Genomic DNA, 25,010 nt, shown 5'->3' on the forward strand with positions numbered 1-25,010 from the left:
ACGATATTCCTAATGCAGAAACATGATGCATTTGCTGCCTTACGCTACAGAGATTTCTCAATTGTTACGATTAATCAATTTTGCTTAACTTTAGCGATTCTGATTCAAGAAATTATTGTTGCCTACTCACTCTATCAAATCACCAAAGACCCTCTGACTCTAGGTTTAATTGGACTCGCAGAAGCCATCCCTTTTATTGCTCTTTCTCTTTGGGGTGGCTATTTTGCAGATAGATTTAATAAACAGATTATTATGAAGATCTGTTTATTTTTCTCGGTTCCTCTTCCTTTAGTGCTGTGGTCACTGTTCCATCTGCATGGTTTAGGTCATATCAGCGTAAATTTCCTTTCATGGGGTATTTATGCTGTTATTTTTGGCTTAGGTACAATTCGTGGTTTTTACAATCCCTCTGCAACGTCTTTAAAACCATTTTTGATTCCTCGCGAACTGTATGCAAATGGTGCAACATGGACGACAATCGGTTGGCAAAGTGGTGTAATTATCGGGCCAATGCTTGGTGGTTTCATGCTTGCCTATTTAGGCCGAGAAGCAAGTCTCTTTAGTGTTGCGGTTTTACTTGGTATTTGTTTCATCTTAATTAACCTATTGCATAAGCGTACTTTTCCTAAAATTGAAACTGCTAATGTTTTAGAAAGTTTAGGAGATGGTTTCCGTTTTATCTGGAAAACTAAAATTGTTCTTTGGGCAATTTCTCTTGATTTAGCTTCTGTTTTATTTGGTGGAGTCATCGCATTATTACCAATTTTTGCAGAAGATATCTTAAAAGTCGGTCCAGAAGGACTGGGATATTTGCGTGCGGCGCCATCTATTGGAGCACTCGTCACTATGATTGCTTTGACTCGCTTTCCAACAACTCAGCATGCATGGCGTAACATGCTACTTGCTGTTGCAGGATTTGGTGTTTTCACAATTCTTTTCGCTTTCTCAAATAACATGTGGTTATCACTATTTGCGCTGGCTATGACGGGCGCTTGTGACAGTATTTCAGTTGTGGTTAGACAAACCATTTTGCAAATTTTTCCGCCAGAAAATATGCGTGGTCGTGTTGCTGCCGTAAATGGCATGTTCGTTTCATCAAGTAATGAGCTTGGTGCATTTGAGTCAGGTTTAGCAGCCAAATATTTAGGAACGATTGCAGCGACTATTTTTGGTGGTTGTATGACACTTGCAGTGGTCACCTTTTGTTGGCTAAAAACCAATGACCTATTTAAAGTCGATATTACAAAAAGCTCAGAAGACTAATTAAACCATTTTAATAAAAGCATCTTCGGATGCTTTTATTTTAAATAAAATCTGTAATCACCCAATAAATAAAAATATAGCGTCCTGCTTTAGCAATCAAAACTACAATTAAAAAGCGCCAAAAATTTTCTTTGAATAAACCTGCAACTAAAGTAATTGGGTCACCAATCACAGGGGTCCAACTTAGAAGCAGCGAATAAAACCCATATTTATGATAAAAACGCTGAGCTTGTTCTAAACGTTTTTCAGAAACTGGGAACCACTTTTTGTGTTTAAACTGCTCTATTTTTAAACCAAGCCACCAATTCACACACGAGCCCAGTACATTTCCAAAAGTGGCGATAGAAATTAGAAGGAAAGCAGAATATTCTTTTTTTAATAATAAGGTGGCGAGTACAGCTTCTGATTGTAACGGTAATAATGTAGCAGCCCCAAACGCGCTCAAAAAAAGTAAAAAGTAACTTAGCATATTAAATTAGACCAAATCACCTTTCACTTTATTCATTACGCTACCAATAAAAGTTAGATGACTTTAATTGATAGTGCTTTTTGTACCGCAGGACGTGCCGTCAAGCGAACAATATATTCTTGTACATAAGGATAATCCTCTAACTGAATACCTTGCCATTCATAGCGCAAAATCCAAGGTAAAATTGCCATATCAGCAATCGAGTATTCACCTGCAACAAACTTCTGGCCAATGAGCTGCTTATTCAGCACACCATATAAGCGCTTAGTCTCATTTACATAGCGGTCTATAGCATATGGAATTTTTTCTGGTGCAAAACGGTTAAAATGATGGTTCTGCCCTAGCATAGGCCCTAGCCCACCCATTTGCCACATGAGCCATTGTTCAACTTCAACTCGCTCTTGCTCATCAGTTGGATAAAATAATCCAGTTTTACGCCCTAAATATTGCAAAATAGCGCCTGATTCAAATATTGAAATTGGCTCACCACGAGGTCCATCTTGGTCAACAATCGCCGGAATTTTATTATTTGGAGAAATTCTCAGAAAGTCTGGTTGAAATTGATCATTTTCTAAAATATTGATTGGGTAAAGAGTGTAGTCCAGTCCCATTTCTTCTAAGGCAATTGTGATTTTATGTCCATTGGGAGTTCCCCAATAATATAGATCAATCATTCTATTTTCCTATTCATCGTTATCATGACTGCGTCTTGCGTTATAGCATGTTTTAAGAGGGACGATGAGATTTCCAACACTAAAAAATACATAAAATTCAAGAATTGAATTTCTTTTAAAAGATATAGCAATTGTCTTAAATAAAACTGAACAGAGAAAATTAAATCATCTTTTTTTATTATGATAAGGATATAAAAAAGCACTGCTTTTGCAGTGCTTTTTTTGAGTATTACTTTTTCTTTTTAGGTCCAAGTAACATACCCATTTGACGGCCTTCCATTTTAGGTGCTTGTTCCACAACCCCAAACTCAGCAACATCAGCTTCAATCTTTTGTAATTGAGCTAAGCCAAGTTGTTGGTGAGCCATTTCACGACCACGGAAACGTAAAGTGATTTTCACTTTGTTTCCTTCTTCAAGGAATTTCAAAATAGCACGAAGCTTAACTTGATAATCACCAACGTCAGTTGCAGGGCGCAGTTTGATTTCCTTCACTTGCACTTGATGCTGTTTTTTCTTCGCATCTTTTTGCTTCTGCTTAAGGTCAAACAAGTGCTTGTTGTAATCCATAATTTTACAAACAGGCGGCTCGGCGTTTGCAACGATCTCAACTAGGTCAAGATCTGCCTCTTCAGCAGCGCGCAGTGCTTCATTTAATGAAACAATTCCTTTTTGCTCACCGTCAGCACCAACGAGGCGTACTTCTTTTGCACGGATCTCGTCGTTAATTGCTGGACGGTTGCTTTTTGCACCTTGTTGTTGGTTACGGTCAGGCTGTTTAATCTTTCTTACTCCACAATATACCGGCCACGTTCGGCGACGGCAGACTTCACTAAGTCAATGAATGCATCTACTGACATAGTACCTAAATTTTTTCCTGAGCGGGTACGCACATTCACTGTACCTTCTTCAACTTCTCGATCACCAAGAACTAATAGGTAAGGAATACGCTCTAGAGTACGCTCACGAATCTTAAATCCGATTTTTTCATTTCTCAAGTCAGAAATAGCACGAAGGCCATTTTCTTTGAGTTTTGCTACGACTTTCTCACAAGCTTCAGCTTGAGAGTCCGTAATATTCATGACACATGCTTGTAACGGCGACAACCAAGGTGGCATGAAACCAGCGTAGTGTTCAATTAGTATACCAATAAAACGCTCAAAACTGCCAAGAATTGCACGATGCAACATCACAGGCTGATCACGATCATTGTCTTCAGTCACATAAGACGCATCTAAGCGTTCTGGCAAGTTGAAGTCACACTGAATAGTACCACACTGCCATACACGTCCGAGACAGTCTTTCAATGAGAATTCAATTTTCGGACCGTAGAATGCGCCTTCACCAGGTTGTAATTCCCATTCGAGACCTGCTGCATCTAAAGCATCTGCTAAAGATTTTTCAGCCATATCCCAAAGTGCATCATCACCGACACGTTTTTCTGGACGTGTAGAAAGTTTCATTTGCACTTCTTCAAAGCCAAAATCTTTATAAACTTCTAAAGTCAGCTTAATAAAGTCTGCAACTTCTTGACCGATCTGTTCTTTAGTACAGAAGATGTGCGCGTCATCTTGTGTAAAGCCACGTACACGCATAATGCCGTGTAAAGAACCTGATGGTTCGTTACGATGACAAGAACCAAACTCTGCTAAACGAATCGGTAAATCACGGTAAGACTTCAAACCTTGGTTGAACACTTGCACGTGACATGGGCAGTTCATTGGCTTAACGGCATAGTTACGATTCTCAGAATGAGTTGTAAACATGTTGTCAGCATAGTTCGCCGCATGACCTGATTTTTCCCACAGTGTAAAATCTACAATTTGTGGTGTTTTAATCTCAAGGTAACCGTTGTCTTGCTGAACTTTACGCATATATTGTTCAAGTACTTGGTAAATAGTCCAGCCATTTGGATGCCAGAACACCATACCCGGTGCTTCTTCTTGCATATGGAACAAGTCTAAAGCTTTACCAATTTTACGATGGTCACGCTTTTCAGCTTCTTCGATACGTTTGATGTATGCAGCGAGCTGTTTTTTGTCTGCCCAAGCTGTACCATAAATACGTTGAAGCTGTTCGTTCTTCGCATCACCACGCCAGTATGCACCAGAGATTTTAGTGAGCTTGAACGATTTTAAGAATTTGGTATTCGGTACGTGTGGACCACGACACATATCCAAATAATCTTGATGGTAGTACAAGCCCATTTGTGTTTCTTCAGGCATGTCTGCAATCAAGCGTAATTTATATTCTTCGCCACGCGCAGTAAATTCAGCAATAACTTCATCACGTGGTGTCATTTTTTTAACGACATCGTAATCTTGATCGATGAGCTTTTTCATACGCTCTTCGATAGCTGCCATATCATCTAAAGTAAAAGGACGTGGCATCCAGATGTCGTAGTAAAAACCTTCTTCAATGACTGGACCAATCACCATCTTGGCTTCCGGGAAAAGCTGTTTAACAGCATGCCCTACAAGGTGAGCACAAGAATGGCGAATAATTTCAAGACCTTCCTCATCTTTTGGAGTGATAATTTGTAAGGTCGAATCTTCGGTAATTAAGTCACATGCATCAACTAAGCGATCATTTACACGGCCAGCAACAGTATTTTTTGCTAGACCAGGCCCAATACTTTGGGCAACTTCCATAACAGATACAGCGTGATCAAAACTCTTTTGATCGCCATTTGGCAATGTGATAATTGGCATAAAAAAATCCTTAAGGAGTGATGCCCTATACGAAGGAGCATTTCACCGCGAGATTATGATCGAGGCGAACCTCAAAATATAAAAACGGTGTAAATCAAAGTTAAAAAACCTGAAAGATTTTACACTTGTTCAAGCAATGTGAAAACCTTTGAGTCCATAAAATCATAAATACATTTTGCTTATCACGTAAACAGTAATAAATGACTTAAAAAATATATTGAGATGATTTTTAAACATGTTTAACACAAGTGGTTTAAGATGAAGAAAATAGCATTTCTGCTCATTTTTTGACTGGAGGGTATCGTTCTTTAAGACTAAAGCATAGATGCTTTGATTAATATTAAATCATATGTTCAAAGAATGAATTAAAAATAGAACACGGAGTTGTTTCACATGGTTAGTGCTTATGATGAGTTACCACGCACACCCGCAAACTTTGTTGCGTTATCACCTCTACGCTACCTAGAGCGTGCGGCTTATATTTACCCAGATCAAGCTTCAATTATTCATGGTAAGCGTCAAATTTCATGGAAAGAAACTTATCAGCGCTGCTGTCAATTTGCATCTCAGCTCAAGCAACTGGGAATTGAGAAAAATGATACGGTATCTGTCTTATTGCCAAATATTCCAGCCATGATTGAAGCACATTTTGCAGTTCCTATGGCGGGTGCGGTACTTAATACCCTCAATACACGTTTAGATGCAAAAACAATCGCTTTCATGTTGGAACATGCTGAAAGTAAAGTGCTGTTGGTTGATCCTGAATTTGTGAATTTGGCAAGAGAAGCCCTCTCACTTATTCCTAACCAGCACATTATTGTAATTGATGTAGCCGATACAGAATATGAAGGTGAAAATCAGTTTTTAGGTTCTTTTGAATATGAAGAATGGATCGCTCAAGGCGACATTAACTTCTCTTGGCATTTACCAGAAGATGAATGGGATGCGATTAGCTTAAATTACACATCTGGAACTACAGGTAATCCTAAAGGTGTGGTCTATCATCATCGCGGGGCTTATCTTAATGCTGCAAGCAATATCTTGGCTTGTGGAATGAAACCGCGTGCTGTGTATTTATGGACACTACCCCTCTTTCATTGCAATGGCTGGTGTTTTGCATGGAGCATAGCAGCAAGTGGTGGAACCAATATTTGTTTACGCAAAGTCGATCCAGAATTAGTCATGCAATTGATTGCAGCCCATAAAGTTGATTATTTCTGTGGTGCGCCTATTGTTCTTTCAATGATTCTTAACTTACCTAAAGAAAAACAAACGAACTTTGATCACCATGTTGAAGTCATGGTTGCCGGGGCAGCTCCACCTGTTGCCATTATTGAAGGGATGCGAAACATGGGGATTAACGTAAACCATGTATATGGCTTAACAGAAACTTATGGACCTTCTGCCCTATGTGCTTCTCAATCTGGATGGAATGAGCTATCAATTGCTGAACAAGCCCAACTTCATTCCCGTCAAGGCGTACCCTACCCGTTGCAAGACAGCATGCGTGTGTTAGATCCCGAGACTATGGAACCTGTGCCTAATGATGGTCAAACCATGGGAGAAATCATGTTCCGTGGCAATATTGTCATGAAAGGCTATTTAAAGAACCCTAAAGCAACTCAAGAAGCCTTTGCTGGCGGATGGTTTCACACGGGCGACCTAGCCGTTTGTCACCCAGATGGTTATGCAAAAATTACTGATCGTTCAAAAGACATCATTATTTCAGGTGGAGAAAACATTTCATCTTTAGAAGTAGAAGATGTTTTGTATAAACATCCTGCTGTATTAACCGCTGCGGTAGTCGCTAAACCCGATGCACGTTGGCAAGAAGTACCATGCGCGTTTATTGAATTAAAGATGGGTACTACTGCAACACCTGAAGAAATTATTGCACACTGCCAAAAAGAATTAGCGCGCTTTAAAGTGCCTAAAGATGTGGTTATTACAGAAATTCCGAAAACATCGACAGGTAAATTACAGAAATTCATTTTGCGCGAATGGGCAAAAGAACGAGCTGAAAATATATAAATAAAAAAAGCGACGCCTTCAGCGTCGCTTTTTACTATTGAAGAGCAATTAGCCTTGATCAGACAATAAGGCAATTTGCTGCACATAGTTAACAAATTTACCTTTTGATGCCTCAAGCTCTGCTTCACTCACTTCTTGAGTCTTATCACGCTTGATTCTCAACACATGCTGACGCAATGTGTGACGTTCCGATGCATTATAAATTTTGCTAAATTCATTAATTGCAGGGTCGCCTTGTTCGATCATACGATCAACCCAACGCATCAATTGAGCCTGCTTTTTTGCGCCTTGCTGCGGAGTTAGATAAGACAAAATAACGGTCTCATCTTCATTGCGCAATAATTTACCAATACGTTGAAACTGACGACGACGGGCTTCAAAAGAACTAATGTTCTGTACTTCCATTAACGCATCAATTAAACGTTCATCAACTGGGAGTTTTTGAATCTGTTTAACAGAAAGTTGTGCTAATTGCTCACCTAAAGCAGCCATACGTTGAACTGCTTTTTTCTGCTCTGTCTTACTTGCACGTCCTTCTAAAGAGCCAAAATCTTCTTCAGTATAACGTTGGGGACGACGTGCCACGATTAATCTGCCTCATAAAATTTTGCGGCGAATAACGCCTGTACTTCATTTAATGCCTGCTCTTCGTCGGTACCATCAATGACCAATCGTAAAGTGGTCCCTTTACCTGCACCTAACATCAGCAAAGACATAATATTTTTTGCATCTACTAAATGATCGCCTTTTCCAATTTGGATCGACGAACGAAATTTTGTAGTGACCTCTATCAGTTTTCCTGATGCACGAGCATGTAAACCGAGTTTATTAATTACATCAACAGTTGTGTCTATCATGACCAGTGCTTCATTTCTCTGTGTAAGACCTGAACAGACCATTCTGCCTCAAGTGCTTGTTTTAGTCTATCTACGATATAAACGGAACGATGTTGACCACCAGTACAACCAATAGAAATCGTCATATAGTGACGATGTCCTTCAGCAAATGCTGGAAGCCATTTTTTTAAGAAGTGAAGAATATCATCAAACATTTCGTTTGCTTGCGGACTTGCTTCTAAAAATAGTCTTACTGGCTCATCCAAACCAGAAAAACGTCTCAATTCTAAATCCCAATGCGGATTTGGTAAATGCCGTACATCAAAAACATAATCAGCATCTAAAGGAATGCCATGTTTATATCCAAATGACTGCAATATCACGATGAGCTTATCTGACTGCCCCAATTTAGACAGTAAAATATGCTTTAGATCATGAACACTTTTATCTGTTGTATCAATATGAACCGTAGCGCGGAACTGAATTGGGAGCAGTAACTGCTTTTCTTCATGAATACATTGCAACAGACTTTTAAAACGATTGGCCAATGGATGCGGACGACGTGATGCACTAAAACGTGCGATCAAATCCTGATCTTGCGTAGTCAGATAAATCACATCAACTGTGCCATGTTTTTGTAGTTGCTCAAAAACATGGTCGAACTCTTGCATATCTGCACGAGTGCTTCGAACATCCACACCTAATGCCAATTGCTCTAGGTTATTTTCATGATCTAGCTTTGCAACAATTTCGGGCAGCAATGCCAAAGGCAAATTATCAATACAGTAATAGCCCAAATCTTCTAACACTTGGAGAGCTGAAGATTTTCCTGAACCAGACTGTCCTGTCACGATAAGTATACGCTTCATGGCATGGCTGTCCTTTGATCTGTTTATTGGGGTGTAAAGGCAACTTCTAAATTATCAATCAAACGAGTTGCACCCAATTTTGCCGCGATGAACAACACAATATCACGATCAAACTGAGTAGCAGGTAACAGATTTGACTGACGAGCTTCGACATAATCCACAACAAACCCATTATCTGTCAACTGAGTTTTGATATCTTCTAAAACTTGTTGTAGATCTTTACCTTGATGTAAATGCTGCTCAGCTTGCTTTAAACTCTGATAAATAACCGGAGCGACTTGACGTTGCTCAGGACTTAAATAACCATTTCTTGAACTAAGAGCCAAGCCATCTGCTGCACGAACAATTGGCACACCAATTACTTCTAGCGGGATATTTAAATCTTGTACAAACTGGCGAATCACTGCTAACTGTTGGTAATCTTTTTGACCAAAGAAAGCATAGTTAGGTTGCACAATATTAAAGAGTTTGGTGACCACCAAAGCTACGCCATCAAAATGCCCAGGACGTGAACTACCACATAAAGCATCAGTAATTTGGTTAACACTTATATTGGTTAAACGTGGCTGAGTACCGTACATTTGCTCAACTGATGGAGCAAAAATAATGTCACAACCAACATCGGCTAATAGACGACTATCTTGTTCTAAAGTACGAGGATAGTTATCAAAATCTTCACCCGGTCCAAATTGAGTTGGATTTACGAAGATACTAACAACTACAACATCACATAACTTTTTCGCTTCACGAACAAGTGTGAGATGTCCTTCATGTAGATTTCCCATTGTTGGGACAAAACCAATAATTTTACGCGCAGCTCTAGCAGGATTTAAAGAAGCTGCAAGACCTTGTATGGTGGTTTCTGTTTTCATGAATTACAGCTCAACGTGGAAAGTATGTTCTTTGGCTGGAAATGACTGGTCCTGCACAGCAGCATGAAAAGCTTTAAAAGCGTCTAGAATTGCTGTTTCGCCAGATTGTTCTTTCATAAAGTTACGGACAAAACGCGCAACTCGACCAAAAGTTAAACCCAACATATCCTGTACTACAAGTACCTGACCATCAGTCGCATTACCCGCACCAATACCAATCACAGGTGTATTTGGAAATAGTTCAGCAATTTCTTGTCCCAACTGAGCAGGAACACATTCAAGCAATAGAACTGCCGCACCTGCTTCAACCACTGCCGTACAGTCAGCAATAAGTTGATCAGCTGCTTCACGTGTTTTAGCTTGTAATTTGTAACCGCCAAATACGTGTACAGATTGAGGAGTTAAACCTAAATGTACGCACACAGGTACACCATTACGAGTTAACACTTGTACAGTTTCACTTAGCCAAGCGCCGCCTTCGATTTTGATCATCTGGGCACCAGCTTGCATAACTGTTCTTGCGTTTTGCAAAGCATCATTTAAGGTGGCATAACTCATAAATGGTAAGTCAGTCATAATCAAAGCATGCTGGTTACCACGACGCACAGCCGCCGTATGGTAAGCCATGTCCTCAACAGTTACAGGTAAAGTTGAGTCACGACCTTGAATTGCCATTCCAAGAGAATCACCAATTAAGATTGTATCAATTTCAGCAAGTTCCATTGCTTTTGCCATACTCGCATCGTAACAAGTTAGACAAGAGAACTTACGTCCTTCGGCTTTAAATTTTCTTAAGTCACTTAGACTAATCATGATGGTATCCTCTACAGGAGTTTGCAGAACGTAATAAGTCAGGCGTTAAGCCCAAGACTCATCAGCAAGTACAGTCAGCGTTGGCTGCTGTATGAGTTCTAAATTTTTAAGTGGCTGATCGTTAATATGTAAATCAGCGTCTAAATCTAATAATGGAATTACAACGAAATCTCGCTCTAGAATTCCAATGTGTGGCACAGTTAAGCGCTCATTTTGAATTTTTTCATCACCATATATAAGCAAATCTAGATCTAAGGTACGCTCTCCCCAACGACGAAGGCGTACACGACCAGCTTCTTGCTCAAATCGCTGTAACTGGTCTAACAAATCTAAAGGCATGAGATCTGTATTTAGCTCTGCAACTGCATTTAAATAATTTGGTTGATCTTGAGGCCCCATAGGTGGACTTTGATAAAGTTTAGAAACTTTCACTCCACCTAAAGTTTTAAGCTTAGCAATGGCTTCAGATAAGATTTGGCGCGAATCACCCAAATTACTTCCTAAACCAATATAGGTCTTCGTTGTCATTGCGTTGGCCCAAAAATAACTTGGCTTAAATCGCGTTGTACTCGCTTACGCTTCAAAATCGGATGGTCGCTCATCACCCCAGCTTCTGAAGCAGAGGCTTTTTCAACGAAACGACCCATCGATTGTTCTTGTCGAGCACGTTCTTTTTTCCCACGACGGCTGCGTGGTTCAGGAATATCAACCAAAGGTTCGATTTCCGTCTCAACTTTATTGTTTTCAACAGGTTCAGCAACGGCTTTACGACGGTTTCTAGCTTTCTGACGATTGTACTGGCTAATTGCAGCTTCTTTTTCGTCATTCGACATTTCTTGGTAGGCTTCCCACCAGCTTCCCATTCCCTGTGTCGTGTCATCACCTGACTTTTCACGAAGTAACAAGAAGTCAAAACCAGCACGGAAACGCGCATGTCCAGCCAATGCTTCAATTTGCTGTGGTTTCGGATTAAGCAAACGGGTCTGCATTTCCCAAACTTCACGAATAAAAGTTTCTGCAAAACGAGGAATCACAGTGCGTGTTGCCTGACGTTTTAAGACATCTAAACCAGCTTGTGCACGCGCTTCAGCTGGTACCACACCTTTAGATAAATAAAATTCACAACGCTCTAAAAATGGTTGCCACAATAAGACTGCATAGAAAAATGCAGGGTTGATTGTTTTACCCACTTGAATACGCTGATCTGTATTCTTTGCTGCTCTTAAAATAAATGGAGTGAGGTTAGGCTGAATATCGGCAAAGAGTTGTTTCCAAACACCAAACTCAATCAACATTGGCAAAACACGCGCCAAATGTCCCATTGTAAAGAGCTTCTGAGATTCATCATATAAACGATGCGGAGAAACATCACGCAATAGTTGCGTCATCTCTGCATCAAATATATCGAGAATATCTGAATCAATTTTAAAATTTAACTTCGCTGCAAAACGTAAAGTCCGCAGCATACGCACAGGGTCTTCTTCGAAGCGCTGTGCTGGATCGCCCAATAAACGTAGAGTTTTATTTTTTACATCGTCAATTGCTTTGCAGAAATCAAGCACAATACTCTTACGCGGTTGGTAATATAGCGTATTGATTGAAAAATCACGGCGAGCAAAGTCTTGTTCGATGGTTCCCCAGTTATTGTCACGTAAAATCATGCCTGAAGCACTAGTGACTGCTTTTTTTGGAGGAGCACGGAAAGTTGCAACTTCAATAAGCTCACGCCCTGAATAGACATGTGCTAATTCAAATCGACGGCCAATGATTCGACAACGTCGACCAAAAACTTCTTTAATCTGGGAAGGTGTTGCATTAGTGACTGCATCGAAATCTTTAGGATTAAGCCCTAGCATTAAATCACGGACACCACCCCCAACAATATAAGCTTCATAGCCAGCTTTTGTCAGGCTATCGATCACATCTAAAATCGAAGAAGGAAGTTGGGCTGTGGACAAACCACATTTTGACGCTCGCAAGGTTTGCAAAAGACGCTGTCTCCTACGTCAGGACGTAAATAACAAGTTGTCGCTAATCATAGCTCTAACGCACACAAAGGGCAATTTGATTCTCTGTAGTTTGCGCATGAAATGATAATTGACAGACAGATGATTTATAAAGTCAAACGCGTTTTATTCTTTTCAAAAATGGCGGGACCAATGCCCTTTACGTTTTTAAATTCATCAATATTTTTAAAGCCACCATTCTTTTGACGGTATTCCACAATTGCCTGAGCCTTTTTCTCACCAATACCTTTTAGCTTTTGGAGCTCATCAATATTGGCTTGATTCAAGTGAATTTGCCCTGACGAATCAGTCATAACTGAACTTTTTGGACTGTTAGAATGAGCGGAGCGCTGCATGCTCAACTTCTGATCATACCTCTGCTGTTTAGTCTTCCACTCCTTAAAATTTTGATCAAAAGATTGAGCCTGAACAAAGGTTGAAGAAATCAGGCTCCAAAATAAAACAATGAAAATATTGTGCTTATTCTTCCAAAGATTCATGCTGAGCTGCATGTGTTTTTTCCCCTAACTTTAACTGCCGCTTTGCCTGATTCCACAATTCATCCATTTCAGACAGGGTCATGTCCTCTAATGTTCTTTGCTGTTTTTGCGCTTGATCTTCAATAAAAGCAAAACGGCTTCTAAATTTATGTATTGTCGATAAAAGTGATGTTTCACTTGAAATCGCAAGTTTACGTCCAACATTGACTAATGAAAACAGGCAATCTCCAAATTCATCTTGAATTTCATCAATATTTTGATTTTTCAGGGCCTGCTTAAACTCATCCAATTCTTCTTCTAGTTTTTCATAGGCATCTTCTACCGTTTCGAAATCAAACCCAACCTTAGCTACATTTGTTTGAATTTCTTGTGCCTGTAACAATGCTGGCCCATGCTTTATTTCATCTAATCTTGATTGCGGCTTACCTTGTTTTTCTTGTTGTTTAATTTGTTTCCAAAGCTCACTTACTTGTTCTGGTGTTAAATTATTAAATTGATCTGCCTGAAAAACATGGGGATGACGGCGTATTAACTTTTCACTTATTGCCTCAACAACATCTTGAAAGTTAAAAGCGCCTTGCTCACTAAACATTTGTGATTGAAACACAACCTGTAATAACAAATCGCCTAGTTCATTTCTAATTTCATTAATATCGCCATGGCGGATGGCCGCCTCGACCTCATATGCTTCTTCAATCGCATATTTAGTTAGTGACATTGGGGTTTGTTGTTGATCCCACGGACATTTTTCACGTAACTCTTGCATGATTTTAAGCAATTTATCCATGGTAACCCTCAAGTTTAAAAAGTCGGTCAGTCAAACTAAGATTTTAATTTGTTATGATCAAAATCAAAGCGATTAAATCAGTCGCACTATTGTACTGACAAAGAGAAAAAAGATGAGATACAGTATTCTGATTAGTGGTGCCGCTCAAGGTATTGGGGCTGAAATTGCACGCGTATTCTACAAACAAGGATATAAAGTAGGTATTTATGATATTAATGAATCGCTTGCTCAGGAACTAGCAAATGACTTAGGGCCAAATGCCCGTGCCGGCTATCTAGATGTAAGTGACTACAGCCAGTGGCAACACATATTAAAAGAATTTACCGAATGGGCTGGTGAACTTAATATCTTGGTAAATAATGCCGGTATTTTATATTCTGGTGCATTTGAAGCAACTGATATTAAAGCTCACCAAAGAACAATAAATATTAATGTAAACGGCGTAATCAATGGCTGTCACGCTGCTCTACCCTACTTAAAGCAAGCGTCTTTTGCACGCGTTATCAACCTCTCTTCGGCTTCTGCAATTTATGGTCAAGCTGATTTAATCTCTTATTCAGCCAGTAAATTTGCTGTTCGCGGGATTACTGAAGGTTTAGATGTGGAATGGAAAAAATATGGTATTCGCGTTTTAGATGTGATGCCGCTATTTGTACAAACTGCAATGGTTAACAATATGGATGCAGGCAGCATTCAGAATATGGGGATAGATTTAACCCCAAATGATATTGCTCAGCAGGTGCTTACGCTTGTAGAGAAAAAGGCTCATTTTTGGACACCTACCCACACTCCAGTGGGTATAAAAACCAAACTGCTTTATCAACTCTCAACGTTGAGCCCTCAGTTTCTAAATCGACTCACCAATATTTATTTATCTAGAAAATAATTTGCAGTAAAAAGGCTGTCATTTGACAGCCTTTTTACTCAATTTATTAAACGCCTTGAATCATGCGTCGAGCACTAATAATTCCCGGTTGTTGCTCTAGGCGAGCCAATAAGCGAGAAAGCTGTGCTAAACCTTTAACCTCAATGAGCAACTTCATATTGGCAATACCATCTGCCTCAGAAATTGTATTAACCTGACGAATATTGATTTGGTCAGAGAAAATCACTTGAGTTAAGTCTTTAAGCAGACCACGACGATCATAAGCTTCCACCACAATCTGAACGCTTTGACCACGTGTTGGCTGCATTTCCCAATCAGCTTCAACAGCACGCTCTGGCTCTTGCTTAATCATACGCTGATAGTCAGAACAAATGACTTTATGGATGCTGACACCACGGTTCAAAGTAATATATCCAGCGATTGATTCACCATGCACCGGCTGACAGCACTGAGCGATATGCAGCTCTACATTATCCAAGCCATCAATTAAAATGCCATGTGCTGATAGCGTATGGCTAGCACGCGGATTTAACGTTGGTTTAAGTACTAGTTCAGGCTCATCCTGATCTAGATGCATTTGGCGGTTCACCTGATTAATCAGGGCATGTAAGCTAATATCGCCACTGACCAAATTCACCAAAATGTCGTCGCCGGTCTTCACATTAAAATGTGATGAATAATCGTTTAAGTCGATACTTTTTGGGTGAATCGCAAGACGAGCTAACTCTTTATTAAGCAGTTCTCGGCCTACTTCAAGATTCTTACTACGGTCTTGCTGCCTAAACCAATGACGCAACTTGTCACGTGCACGAGAGGTTTTAATATAACCAAGAGAGTTCACCAACCAATCACGGTTTGGTTCACGATCTTTTTTAGTTAAAATTTCAACCTGTTCACCCGTTTTTAAAGTATAGGTAAGTGGCACATAACGCTGGTTGACCCGCGCCGCATAACACTTATTCCCTACTTCTGTATGCACATGATAGGCAAAATCTAAAACTGTTGAGCCACGCGGCAATTCTTTAATATCACCATCACGACTGAAAACATAAATCTTCTCAAAGCCTTCAAAGTCTTGTAACTGTTCAAAGCCTTCTGTTTCATCTTCGTTTTGATGTACCGTCGTTTCATTACGCTCTTGATAATGTTCTAAAACGGCACGTAATGAATGCAAACGATGGTTAAAAGAATGGTCGGTATTCTTTGAACCTTCTTTATAGTTAAAGTGTGAACATACGCCTAACTCTGCTTCATCATGCATCTCGTGAGTACGAATTTGCACTTCAAGAGATTTGTTTTCAGCAATTACAGCCGTATGCAAAGAACGATAACCATTGGCTTTCGGGTTTGTAATATAGTCATCAAACTGATGCGGAATATGACGCCAGATTTGATGTACGATACCTAAAGAGTGGTAGCACTCTGGCACACTATTGACCAACACACGCAAAGCACGAATGTCATAAAGTTGGTCAAAGCTCAGGTTTTTGCTCTTCATTTTTCGATAAATCGAATAAATGTGTTTTGCACGCCCTGTAATTTCAGCTTCAATGCCGTAAGACGCTAACTCATTTTTCAAACGATCAATGACGAACTGAATATAATGCTCACGCTCTAAACGCTTTTCATTGAGTAATGAAGCAATCTCTTTATAGCGATCTGGAGCCAAATAGCGAAATGCTAGATCTTCAAGTTCCCATTTAAGCTGAGCAATACCAAGTCGATGTGCCAACGGCGAATAAATAGTAAGAATTTCACGCGCTACACGTTCTTGGCGTTCACGAGAGGAATTTGCAAGCTCTCGCAAAGAATAAGTACGTTCAGCAAGTTTAATTAAAACAACACGAACATCTTCGGTCACCGAAATCAGCATTTTATAAATGCCGCTTAGATGTTCTCGTTGATTATTATTAAAGTGATCTTCTAACCGTTTATTTTTTTCAATAAGTTCTGAGAGTTTACCCATTGCCAAAGTACCTTTGACAAGGTTGTAAACTTGCTCCCCGAATTTCTGTTTTACTTCTTCTATATCGGTAATGCCTTCACGCACACTACGATAAAGCATTGCTGCTGATAAAGTATCTTCATCTACATGGAGATGTGCCAGAATGTCGGCCATTCCAACGCCTGTAGCAAAAGTATTGGAACGATGATTAACCGTTGAATCTAACTCTTTTTGCAGGGTTAAATGAGCGACTTTTTCAAGTTGTTCAAGCTCCGCCCCATCTAATATTTCACGCACCCGATCCAACCATGAGGCTAAACCGATTTGCGTTTCGGCGGCATGCTCTACAGTCGTTTCCTCTGACAACTCGGTTAGTTGTTCAGGTAACTGTTCACGTACTGTGACCATACCATTCTCCTCAATATGTAACTCATGTTTTTAATCGTTTATCTCTTGAATTTTTTCAAATAGTGCAATGGATTCAACATGTTCGGTATGCGTAAACATGTCCATCACTGCTGCTTTTTTTAACTGGTAACCATATTGGACCAAAACACCCGCATCCCTTGCCAGTGTAGCTGGATTACATGATACATAAACGATTCTTTTTGCTCCAAAATTTGATACATACTGCATAATTTCATATGCACCAGCACGAGGAGGATCAATCAATAATGCATCAAATCCTTGATTTGCCCAAGAATGATGCGAAAAATCTTTTGTTAAATCTTGTGAAAAGAAGGTTGCTTGCACCAAACTATTGCATCTCGCATTAGCTGTTGCTCGCTGCACCATTTCTTCACTCCCTTCAACACCGACAACCTGACCACTCTCACCAACACATCGTGCTAACGGGAGTGAGAAATTGCCCAAACCGCAAAATAGATCAAGTACCTTTTCACCTGGTTGCAATTGAAGCAATTCACATGCCAATTGAACCATCTGTTCATTTACTGTGGCATTGACCTGAGTAAAATCCAATGGCGAAAAAGCAAAATTTACATTAAACCTTTCTAAGGCATAGTGTAAACGTAAAGCACCTTGTTCATCATCAATACGACGAATGCTTTCAGGACCTTTAGGTTGCAAATACAACTGCCACCCTTTGTGTAACGCAAATTGCTTTAATTGGTTGACATCAGAATTGTTTAATTTTTCTACATGACGAACCAATAAAGAAATTTCATTATCACCTTTTGCTAATTCTACATGACCAATGTGCGCTTTGCCTTTTAGACTTTGGAGTAAAGTGCGTAACTCAGGCAGACTATTTGATAAGTTTTTATCCAAAACACTACAGCTATGGATCGAAGTTAAACGATTACTATGATGTTCGCGAAAACCCATGATTAAGCGATCTGGTTTTGGCAAATAGCGCACGCCTATTCGAGCACGACGACGATAATCACTTTGTAAAGATCGAATCGGTTCTAGCCACTGTTCAGGTTGAATACCTGCAAAATGCTGTAAATGTGAATGGAGTACATTTTGTTTTAAACGGATTTGTTCATCAGGATGAATATGCTGCATGCTACATCCACCACAGATACCATAATGAGGACAAATTGCCTCTATACGATGTGCTGAAGGTTCTCCTAACAACTGCAACATTTCAGCTTCTTCAAGACGCTTCGCTTGATGGGTAATCCGAGCTTTTACAGTTTCTCCTGGCAATGCATAACGAATAAAAACTTTTTTGCCATGCTTATCTGCAGGGTGCTCAGGATGAGAACCATAATGCGCAATTCCACGCCCCTCATGAGAAAGTGTTTCAACCTGAAAAATATATTCAGGTTGTTGGAGGTTGCGAGATTTGGCTTGTTGTTTCAAAGAATGAACCTAAAAATCTGAAGAATTAAAATAGTGAGAAGTAAATTCAGTATGTTTCGAAGTACGTTCCCATACTTCAAGAAAATCAGCCTGCTGTGGCATGGTCTGTAAATATTCAATACTCGAACTGATCCAGTGGTTATGCTCATCTGCATTTAATTGGCCTTTTAGTACTAACCAACGCAAATAAATAAACCATGTATTGAGCACATCCCCTTCACAATAACTCGTCAATTTTAACCACTGTTGATTACGAACATATTCAGGCACATGATAACCCGACTCACCACGCTTACCTGGTAAACCTAAAATACAGGCAATATCATCAAGCTTTTGAAAATTACGACCATTAAACATTGCCATCACGTCCATTAAATCTATATGGCGATGGTGATAACGGTTTTGGTAATTATTAAAACGCTTCTGGCTATCAATCTCACCTTGATCAAACAGACCAGGTGCAGAGAGCCCATGATACATAGCGCGAAATAGGATAACTGGTAAATCAAATTGCGAACCATTCCAACTTACTAGAGTCGGATGGCGCTTATCAAAAATAGATAGAAATTTCTGCAAAATTTCTGCTTCAGAATATTGTTCTCGACTGAAAGAAAATAATCGAAAACCAGACTCATCGATCCATAAGCCAGAAATACAAACAATTTCATGTAAAGGCAAACGCTGAAAATCCATACCAGATTCTTGGCGACGGATTTTCGTCAATGCTTGCTCTACATCGGCCTCAGGTAAATCAAGATGATATAAATGCGCACCCGCTTTTAAATCAGTTAAAGTTTCAATATCAAAAACTAAGGTAGGGAAACGCATTATTTCTCTCAATTATGAGTTATCGTCCTGTACTGAAAACAGACCTGTAGACAAGTAGCGATCGCCACGGTCACAGATAATGCAAACAATAACAGCATCCGGATTTTCTTCTGCAATTTTGATTGATGCCCAAACTGCACCACCTGAAGATGTACCAGCACTAACACCTTCCATACGTGCTAATTTACGCATAGTTTTTTCAGCTTCAATTTGTGGAATATCAATAATACGATCCACACGGCTACTATCGAAAATAGTAGGTAAATATTCTTTTGGCCAACGGCGAATACCAGCGATACTTGATCCGTCTGCTGGCTGTAAACCAACAATTTGAATATCTGGGTTTTGTTCTTTTAAATATTTAGAAACACCCATAATAGTACCGGTTGTGCCCATTGAACTTACAAAATGGGTAATTTTACCGCCTGTTTGTTTCCAGATTTCAGGACCAGTCGTTAGATAATGAGCTTCAACATTATCAGGATTACCAAACTGATTTAAAACGTGCCCCTTACCCTCTTTTTCCATTTGTAAGGCTAAATCACGTGCACCTTCCATACCTTGCTGTGGTGTTACTTCAATCAGCTCTGCGCCATAAGCCAACATTGCGTCCTTACGCTCTTGGCTCATATTGTTCGGCATAATAAGTTTCATTTTATAGCCGCGCATTGCCGCAACCATAGCCAAAGCAATACCTGTATTACCGCTGGTTGCTTCAATTAAAGTATCACCCGGTTTAATTTGACCACGTTTTTCTGCCTGCATAATCATGTTATATGCAGGACGGTCTTTTACAGAACCTGCCGGATTATTACCTTCCAATTTTGCTAAAACTATCGCTTGCGTATGAGAAGCTAATCGCTGCAAACGAACTAGAGGTGTCTTACCTACATAGTGATCTAACAAAAATTCGTCAGCTAAAAAATCAGGTTGTGTATTACTCATGATCAACACCTATATCGAGGTGGGCCTATTGTATGAAAAAATGCTCGGTACTGCACCCATTTCAATATGCTTTTTCATGAAAGCGATTAAAGCTCGGTCATTTATAAAATGCCGTCTGTTTTAAAATAAAGCGTGATAAGATGCCGTACAGAGAGATAAATCTGATGTAGCCATGTCTAATTTCAATAAAACCTTATCGAAACGCTTACGTCTGAATCATGCATATGGGCAATTGATTGCTCTTATTTTTGTGCCCATTATGATTTTAACGTGTGTTGGTGCTTTTCTGGTTTTAACTGAAACCTCACATTCAGTAAAACAACAACAGCTACATCATGCCTCAGCAATTTTAGCTCGCTATAATCAAATCGCACTAGATTTATACCACCTAGTTGAACTACAGCCTGATGAATATGACCATGCTCAGCACATCATGCAAAGCATGTTTAATGAAAAAAATCTAAAACGTGCTGCGTTAATTGATAGCAATGGTCAGACTTATTTAAGTATCGGTTATCGAGACAATCGTTATTGGCCAAACTTTTCTGAAAAAAATAATTTTTTTGGTCCAATCTCTTATAACCACAACAATATTTATGGACTTCGTATTAGCGATACATCAGGAAAAACACCTGTCTGGCTCGTCATTGAAATGGACAATCAGCCACTAGAATTGGCACGTTACCGTATTTTGATTGCCCTCGTCATTACTGGCTTAATGACCTTACTGTTACTTTTACTTTGCTTGAATTTTTATTCGCGTCGCTGGATTGCGCCGATGTACGAAATTCGCATGCAGTTGCAACGTTTAAATGCAGACACGTTGGACCAGCATATGGTCATTAACAGTACAGGTGAATTGCGCTTATTACAGCGTGATATTGCAAACGTTGTTAAACGATTGCACTTTAGCTTTTTAGAGTTAAAAGAACACACCGAACAAACCGAAGAAGACTTACGAAGAACGTTAGATACCTTAGAAGTTCAAAACATTACCTATCGTCAAGCACGTGACCAAGCGATTTCGTCAAACCAAGCGAAATCGGTTTTCCTTGCTAATATTAGTCATGAGCTTCGAACGCCTTTAAACAGTATTGATGGCTTTATTCATTTATTACTTCGTCAACAAAATCTAAATAACGAACAAAACCTTTACCTGCAAACTATTCGCAAATCATCTGCCCATTTATTAGCATTAATTAATGATGTATTAGATTTCTCAAAAATTGATGCGGGTAAATTAGAGCTCGAAACAGCTCCGTTTGATTTAGAAGAAGCTGTCTTTGATGTCATGGACATGTTGTCCCCTCTAGCTGCCCAAAAGCATATCGCTATGGCTTTTTACTATGCCGACAATATTCCACAACAAGTGATTGGTGATGCTTTACGCTTCAAACAAATTCTGACTAACTTGATTTCGAATGCGATTAAGTTCACTCCAGATGGCGAAATTATTGTTCGTGTTCGTATGGAACATGATGATATCGGACAATGCTTACTTCATTTTAGTGTTCAAGACAGTGGTATTGGTTTAAGCGGTACAGATCGTAAAAAATTATTTGAATCATTCTCGCAAGGTGATGCATCCGTTACACGTCAATTTGGCGGTACAGGTTTAGGTCTTGCGATCTCTAAACAACTTGTCCATCTCATGCATGGCCAAATTGGCTTTGAAGATAATCAGGAACGTGCTCCAACAGAAAAAGGCTCAACCTTCTGGTTTACCGCACAATTTGTAGTAGATGAAGATTACGAGATCGAACACCCACACTTTGAACATTTACAAGTGGTGTCTTATCTTGCGCACCCTGCTACAGCGAGTGTTTTACGTTACTACCTTGAAAACTATCATGTTCCTCACATCGAGACACAATCGATTCTGGACTTATTTAGTCGTTTAAAACATCTTGATCAGAAAGATAATACATGGCTCATTGTTGATCATAGTGGTGATACTGAAGCGTTATTAAAAGAAATTCGTAGTCGTTATCAAGGTAATTTGGCAGTTTATGGCTATCAAATGACGCTTGAGCCAAATATGCTCACTGAATATCGTGCTCGTCCTCTCTATCAACCACTCAGCCGAAGTGGTCTTATTCAACTGTTGAGCGATCAACCTGTATTTGAAGAAGAACAACAAGACTTTAATGGTCAGGGTTTACACATTCTGGCAGTGGATGACCATTTACCTAACTTAATTGTTTTAGAAGCCCTACTGGGTGAACTTAACGTTAGAACAACTAAAGCAATCAGTGGTCAAGAAGCGCTTAATCTGATTCAAGAGCGAATCGATCAGAAACTCAAACCATTTGATCTAGTATTCATGGATATTCAAATGCCTGTCATGTCAGGTATTGATACCACGCGTGCTATTCGTTCATTAGAGTCGACTTTAGATGGTGAAATGCAGCTTCCAATTATTGCATTAACAGCCCATGCCCTTGCCGATGAAAAACAAAAACTTCTCAAAGTCGGCATGAATGACTACGTCACTAAGCCAATTCAAATGGAACAAATTATTCAGATTTTAACGCAATGGACTAAAAACAACTTTACAGCAAAAGCTCCAGATAAAGACCATCATGTCGTTGCAGAAGCATTAGACCCAGAAATTCTAAACTGGCAACAAAGCTTGCAGCTTGCAGCAAACAAAGAAGATCTTGCTCAAGATTTACTTAAAATGTTAGTTGATAGCTTCCCAACTGAGCTAGACGAAATGCAGCAGCTTATTGAGCTTGAAGACTTCCCTCAACTTGAGCATGTTTTACATCGTCTTTATGGCGCTACTCGCTATGTAGGGACTCCAAAACTACAACAAGTAACCGGTGACTTTGAGCAATTTATTTCAACACTACGCAAAGAACGCCGTATAGCCGATGAAAGCTTTATTGAAGAAGTTATGAGACGCTTTGATGAGTTGGGACTTGTTGTTAAAGAAGTAGAAAGTGCAGCCCACCAAATCTTGGTGATTCCTGACTAGCATATCTACCAAATGGTATGACTGAGCTGTCATGTTTCCAAATTACAGCCATGTTATGCTCCGCTTATCGATAAAAAAATAAGCGGGAATTTCATGGCACTTTTACGTATTGAAAAGAATAATGGCATTGCAACAGTTTATCTAAACCGTCCTGATAAACGTAACGCCATGAGTTTTGCCTTATTAAAAGAACTCGTTTCAACAGCAAAAGCCATTAAAAAAGATAGAGATATCCGCTGTGTGATTTTGACAGGTGAAGCACAAGTTTTTAGTGCTGGAATTGATTTATCTGATCTGAATAATCCGAAAAACTCCGCTTTTGCCATTTGGGAGCTTGTGAAACCTGGCCAAAGCCTATTCCAGAAAGCATTCCTGATTTGGCAAAATTTACCTGTACCTGTGATTGCAGCTCTTGAAGGATATTGTTTTGGTGCCGGAATGCAACTTGCCTTAGCAGCTGATATTCGAATTTCTCATCCAGACACAAAAATGTCGATTATGGAAAGCCGTTGGGGTTTAGTTCCAGATATGGGACTTACTCGCTCCTTGAAGGGACTAATTGGAGTTGACCTTGCAAAAGAACTCACCTTAACCGCTCGTGTTTTCGATGGAAATTATGCAAAAGAAATTGGTCTTGTAACTCATTTAAGTGACTCTCCGCTAGAAAAAGCAAATGAAATTGCCACTGAAATGTTACAACGCTCACCCGATGCTCTCACTGCTGCAAAACGTGTACTTGATGCAATGGAACACCAACCTGAAAAGTCATTGCGTCTAGAAAAAATCTGGCAACTTAAATTATTACTTGGTAAAAATAGCAAACTTGCTCGTAAAAAAGACAAACATCCGGAAGTTAATTTTTTACCACGCCAATATAAATAAAGAGCTTAGATTATGAATTTTGATCGTAATACCCCTATTGCTTTTTTAGGTATAGGGCTTATGGGGAGCCGCATGGCAACCCGCCTTATTCAAGCTGGCTTTCAAGTTGCGGTTTGGAATCGAACCTTTTCTGCATGTGAAGAACTGATTGATATCGGCGCACAGCCTTTAGATCTTATAAATATTGGCGAATATCCTATTATTTTAATCTGTCTGGCAGATGACAAAGCCGTAGAGGCAGTATTTGAACAAATTCAGCCGAACTTAAAAGCTAAACAGGTAATTGTTGATTTCTCGAGCTTATCTGTTGCTGCAACAAAAACGCTTGCTCAAACTGCTGCCGCGCATGATGTTACATGGATTGATTCACCCGTATCAGGTGGAACCGCTGGTGCAGAACAAGGCACACTTGTTATTTTTGCAGGTGGTGATGCTCAAACCATTACAGAATTAACGCCTGTTTATAATGTTTTATCTCAACGTGTAACACGAATGGGAGATACAGGAACTGGCCAAGCCACCAAAATCTGCAATCAACTCATTGTTGCAGCCAACAGTGCTCTTATTGCAGAAGCTGTTGCACTAGCAGACCGAGCTGGTGTAGACACCACATTACTTGCTCCAGCTCTAGCTGGTGGATTTGCCGACTCAAAGCCATTTCAAATACTTGCACCACGCATGGCAACTCATACATTCGAGCCTGTTCAGTGGAAAGTTCAAACATTATCAAAGGATCTTAACAACGCAGTAACATTGGCTAACAATGTTAATTTAGATATCCCAGTTGCACAAAAAGCTCTATTACAGCTACAAACTCACCAAAAAAATGGCTTTGCCGAGAAAGATTTAGCTACTATGATTCAATTAATAGAGCAAAAATAAACG

General features: G+C 39.6%; 23 protein-coding genes. 6 read left to right on the top strand and 17 right to left on the bottom strand.

Annotated features, from left to right (window positions below):
• The first annotated feature begins 12 nt into the window (after positions 1 to 12).
• Positions 13 to 1,263, top strand: coding sequence for a nickel resistance MFS transporter NreB (gene nreB, locus AAC388_RS15255; protein ID WP_078220182.1), 1,251 nt, complete (start codon positions 13 to 15; stop codon positions 1,261 to 1,263).
• A 40-nt stretch (positions 1,264 to 1,303) separates the two neighbouring features.
• Here the strand turns inward: nreB and AAC388_RS15260 are convergent, their stop codons facing one another.
• The 4 genes from AAC388_RS15260 to thrS form a co-directional block, all read right to left on the bottom strand.
• Positions 1,304 to 1,732, bottom strand: a complete 429-nt coding sequence (locus AAC388_RS15260; RefSeq protein WP_199113614.1) for a YqaA family protein — start codon at positions 1,730 to 1,732, stop codon at positions 1,304 to 1,306.
• A gap of 53 nt (positions 1,733 to 1,785) precedes the next feature.
• Entirely contained in the window at positions 1,786 to 2,406 is a 621-nt protein-coding gene (locus AAC388_RS15265; RefSeq protein WP_002117212.1) for a glutathione S-transferase N-terminal domain-containing protein, read from the bottom strand.
• A gap of 229 nt (positions 2,407 to 2,635) precedes the next feature.
• Positions 2,636 to 3,187 carry a translation initiation factor IF-3 gene (gene infC, locus AAC388_RS15270; RefSeq protein WP_075383312.1) on the bottom strand — a complete coding sequence of 184 codons (552 nt, stop codon included), beginning with the start codon at positions 3,185 to 3,187 and terminating at the stop codon, positions 2,636 to 2,638.
• A gap of 5 nt (positions 3,188 to 3,192) precedes the next feature.
• Positions 3,193 to 5,115: a threonine--tRNA ligase gene (gene thrS / locus AAC388_RS15275; RefSeq protein ID WP_002117224.1), complete on the bottom strand. Its 1,923-nt coding sequence runs from the start codon at positions 5,113 to 5,115 to the stop codon at positions 3,193 to 3,195.
• A 393-nt stretch (positions 5,116 to 5,508) separates the two neighbouring features.
• Here thrS and AAC388_RS15280 point away from each other — a divergent pair, with 393 nt between their 5' ends.
• A complete protein-coding gene (locus AAC388_RS15280; RefSeq protein WP_069030166.1) occupies positions 5,509 to 7,146 on the top strand; it encodes an acyl-CoA synthetase in 1,638 nt (545 codons plus the stop codon).
• 48 nt (positions 7,147 to 7,194) lie between these two features.
• Here AAC388_RS15280 and yjgA read toward each other — a convergent pair whose 3' ends face one another.
• The 9 genes from yjgA to mazG form a co-directional block, all read right to left on the bottom strand.
• Positions 7,195 to 7,731, bottom strand: a complete 537-nt coding sequence (gene yjgA / locus AAC388_RS15285; RefSeq protein ID WP_014208401.1) for a ribosome biogenesis factor YjgA — start codon at positions 7,729 to 7,731, stop codon at positions 7,195 to 7,197.
• 2 nt (positions 7,732 to 7,733) lie between these two features.
• The gene (locus tag AAC388_RS15290) at positions 7,734 to 8,003 is read right to left on the bottom strand and encodes an HPr family phosphocarrier protein (protein ID WP_000567533.1); all 270 of its coding nucleotides are present in this window, start codon (positions 8,001 to 8,003) and stop codon (positions 7,734 to 7,736) included.
• On the bottom strand, positions 8,000 to 8,851 hold the full coding sequence (gene rapZ / locus AAC388_RS15295) for an RNase adapter RapZ (RefSeq protein ID WP_002117179.1): 852 nt from the start codon (positions 8,849 to 8,851) through the stop codon (positions 8,000 to 8,002). Before rapZ ends, AAC388_RS15290 begins: the two co-directional genes overlap by 4 nt.
• A 23-nt stretch (positions 8,852 to 8,874) precedes the next feature.
• Positions 8,875 to 9,723, bottom strand: a complete 849-nt coding sequence (panC, locus tag AAC388_RS15300) for a pantoate--beta-alanine ligase (protein ID WP_342370881.1) — start codon at positions 9,721 to 9,723, stop codon at positions 8,875 to 8,877.
• 3 nt (positions 9,724 to 9,726) lie between these two features.
• Positions 9,727 to 10,536: a 3-methyl-2-oxobutanoate hydroxymethyltransferase gene (gene panB / locus AAC388_RS15305; protein ID WP_002117298.1), complete on the bottom strand. Its 810-nt coding sequence runs from the start codon at positions 10,534 to 10,536 to the stop codon at positions 9,727 to 9,729.
• Between the two features lie 45 nt (positions 10,537 to 10,581).
• Positions 10,582 to 11,064, bottom strand: coding sequence for a 2-amino-4-hydroxy-6-hydroxymethyldihydropteridine diphosphokinase (folK, locus tag AAC388_RS15310; RefSeq protein ID WP_014208398.1), 483 nt, complete (start codon positions 11,062 to 11,064; stop codon positions 10,582 to 10,584).
• On the bottom strand, positions 11,061 to 12,524 hold the full coding sequence (pcnB, locus tag AAC388_RS15315; RefSeq protein WP_002117192.1) for a polynucleotide adenylyltransferase PcnB: 1,464 nt from the start codon (positions 12,522 to 12,524) through the stop codon (positions 11,061 to 11,063). Before pcnB ends, folK begins: the two co-directional genes overlap by 4 nt.
• 125 nt (positions 12,525 to 12,649) lie before the next feature.
• Positions 12,650 to 13,054, bottom strand: a complete 405-nt coding sequence (locus AAC388_RS15320) for a ComEA family DNA-binding protein (RefSeq protein ID WP_342370882.1) — start codon at positions 13,052 to 13,054, stop codon at positions 12,650 to 12,652.
• Complete coding sequence (mazG, locus tag AAC388_RS15325; RefSeq protein ID WP_342370883.1) at positions 13,023 to 13,829, bottom strand: nucleoside triphosphate pyrophosphohydrolase; 807 nt, start codon at positions 13,827 to 13,829, stop codon at positions 13,023 to 13,025. The genes AAC388_RS15320 and mazG overlap by 32 nt, the downstream gene beginning before the upstream one ends.
• Positions 13,830 to 13,941: 112 nt before the next feature.
• Here mazG and AAC388_RS15330 point away from each other — a divergent pair, with 112 nt between their 5' ends.
• Positions 13,942 to 14,715 carry an SDR family oxidoreductase gene (locus tag AAC388_RS15330; RefSeq protein ID WP_342370884.1) on the top strand — a complete coding sequence of 258 codons (774 nt, stop codon included), beginning with the start codon at positions 13,942 to 13,944 and terminating at the stop codon, positions 14,713 to 14,715.
• Between the two features lie 46 nt (positions 14,716 to 14,761).
• On the opposite strand, the gene AAC388_RS15335 is transcribed toward AAC388_RS15330, so the two are convergent.
• From AAC388_RS15335 to cysM, 4 genes are read right to left on the bottom strand one after another with little or no spacing between them, the layout of a single operon-like run.
• Positions 14,762 to 17,068 carry a bifunctional (p)ppGpp synthetase/guanosine-3',5'-bis(diphosphate) 3'-pyrophosphohydrolase gene (locus AAC388_RS15335; protein ID WP_002117181.1) on the bottom strand — a complete coding sequence of 769 codons (2,307 nt, stop codon included), beginning with the start codon at positions 17,066 to 17,068 and terminating at the stop codon, positions 14,762 to 14,764.
• 30 nt (positions 17,069 to 17,098) lie between these two features.
• Positions 17,099 to 18,490: a 23S rRNA (uracil(1939)-C(5))-methyltransferase RlmD gene (rlmD, locus tag AAC388_RS15340; RefSeq protein WP_199997440.1), complete on the bottom strand. Its 1,392-nt coding sequence runs from the start codon at positions 18,488 to 18,490 to the stop codon at positions 17,099 to 17,101.
• 9 nt (positions 18,491 to 18,499) lie between these two features.
• Positions 18,500 to 19,318 (bottom strand): 3'-5' exonuclease, encoded by an 819-nt coding sequence (locus AAC388_RS15345; protein WP_005066255.1) that lies wholly within the window; start codon positions 19,316 to 19,318, stop codon positions 18,500 to 18,502.
• A gap of 12 nt (positions 19,319 to 19,330) precedes the next feature.
• Positions 19,331 to 20,263 carry a cysteine synthase CysM gene (cysM, locus tag AAC388_RS15350; protein WP_002117176.1) on the bottom strand — a complete coding sequence of 311 codons (933 nt, stop codon included), beginning with the start codon at positions 20,261 to 20,263 and terminating at the stop codon, positions 19,331 to 19,333.
• Positions 20,264 to 20,435: 172 nt separating this feature from the next.
• Between cysM and AAC388_RS15355 the strand changes: the two genes are divergently transcribed.
• The 3 genes from AAC388_RS15355 (at position 20,436) to AAC388_RS15365 (ending at position 25,007) form a co-directional block, all read left to right on the top strand.
• Positions 20,436 to 23,243: an ATP-binding protein gene (locus AAC388_RS15355; RefSeq protein ID WP_342370885.1), complete on the top strand. Its 2,808-nt coding sequence runs from the start codon at positions 20,436 to 20,438 to the stop codon at positions 23,241 to 23,243.
• Positions 23,244 to 23,336: 93 nt separating this feature from the next.
• On the top strand, positions 23,337 to 24,125 hold the full coding sequence (locus tag AAC388_RS15360; RefSeq protein WP_032005285.1) for a crotonase/enoyl-CoA hydratase family protein: 789 nt from the start codon (positions 23,337 to 23,339) through the stop codon (positions 24,123 to 24,125).
• A gap of 12 nt (positions 24,126 to 24,137) precedes the next feature.
• Entirely contained in the window at positions 24,138 to 25,007 is an 870-nt protein-coding gene (locus tag AAC388_RS15365; protein WP_342370886.1) for an NAD(P)-dependent oxidoreductase, read from the top strand.
• The last annotated feature ends 3 nt before the right edge of the window (positions 25,008 to 25,010 follow it).

This window comes from Acinetobacter sp. D009 (assembly GCF_038562025.1).
In the GTDB taxonomy this organism is placed as follows: domain Bacteria; phylum Pseudomonadota; class Gammaproteobacteria; order Pseudomonadales; family Moraxellaceae; genus Acinetobacter; species Acinetobacter pittii.